Source organism: Massilia sp. CT11-108, from assembly GCF_047302915.1.
GTDB classification, from domain to species: Bacteria; Pseudomonadota; Gammaproteobacteria; order Burkholderiales; family Burkholderiaceae_D; genus Telluria; species Telluria orientalis.
This window is the reverse complement of the sequence record NZ_JBKYMO010000934.1, coordinates 1-1,246: the sequence shown is the minus strand read 5'-3', so window position 1 is coordinate 1,246 and position 1,246 is coordinate 1. Positions and strand designations below refer to the sequence as shown.

General features: G+C 70.7%; 1 protein-coding gene. It reads right to left on the bottom strand.

The genetic code is table 11. The features are described from left to right. Positions 1 to 43 precede the first annotated feature (43 nt). Positions 44 to 1,027 (bottom strand): aldo/keto reductase, encoded by a 984-nt coding sequence (locus tag ACEN88_RS32130; RefSeq protein WP_413346258.1) that lies wholly within the window; start codon positions 1,025 to 1,027, stop codon positions 44 to 46. Positions 1,028 to 1,246 lie beyond the last annotated feature (219 nt).

Below are 1,246 nucleotides of genomic sequence, written 5' to 3'. Positions count from 1 at the left end.
CGCCGTCGCCCAAGCACGTGCTGGTGCTGGGCGGCGCGCACCATCAGTACGGCCCCCGGATGAAGTCGCGCACGTGGGCGCGGTAGACGCCCGCGAGCTTCCCGTGCAGGTCCGCCGGCAGCGGCCGCACTGCCGCAGCGTCCACGTTGGCCCGCACCTGCTCCGGGCGGCTCGCACCGGGGATCACCACCGACACCTGCGGGTGGTCGAGGATCCAGCGCAGCGCCATCTGCGCCATCGTCATCCCGGCCGGCACCAGCGCCGCCACCTGCTCCGTGGCCGCGATGCCGCGCTCCAGTTCCAGTCCGGCGAACGTCTCGCCCACGTTGAACATCGCGCCGTCGCGGTTGAAATTGCGGTGGTCGTCGTCGCGGAACGTCGTCGCCCGCGTGATCTTCCCGCCCAGCAGGCCGCTCGCGAGCGGCAGGCGCACGACGATGCCGACCTTCTGCTCCGCCGCGCGCGGGAACAGTTCCTCGGCCGGCTTCTGGCGGAAGACGTTGAAGATCACCTGCAGCGACGTGAGGCCGTCCTGCGCCAGGCAGATCAGGCCCTCTTCGACCGACTCCACGCTGGCACCCCAGCGCTTGATCAGGCCCTCCTGCTGCAGTTCGCGCAGCCAGTCGAACACGTGACCCTGGCGCATCACCTCCGTCGGCACGCAATGCAGCTGCGTGAGGTCCAGCGCGTCCACCCGCAGGCGCTCGAGCGAACGCTGCGTCGCTTCGCGCAGCGACGCGCGCGTGTAGCCGTCCGGGTAGATGCCCGCGCGGCCCAGTTTCGTCGCCACGACGATATCCGGCTCCTTGCGGCCGGCGAGGAAGCGTCCGATCGAACGCTCGCTCGCGCCGTCGCCGTAGACGTCGGCCGTGTCGATGAAGCGCACGCCGGCGTCGATGGCCGCCTGCAAGGTCTGCTGCGCGATGTCGTCGTTCCAGTCGTTGCTCCAGCCGCCGCCCAGCTGCCAGCAGCCCAGGCCGATCTCCGGTACCGTCAGGCCGTCCTGGCCCAGTTGTCGTCGTTGCATGGTCTTCCCTCGGTTGTGGGTGAATTTGGTGCGCTACTCTACCCCAGTTCGTAGGGTGGGCGGCCCTCCGCCCACGCGTGACGCCGGCAAAACGCATACGTCACGCGTGGGCCCGGGGTAACCGCGCTACACCGGCACCGGCGGCTCGGCATCGGCGGGACGGCGGCGCGCGGCCAGGCTGGCACTCGTCGCGTCCTCGATCGGCGCGATCGCGAGCCA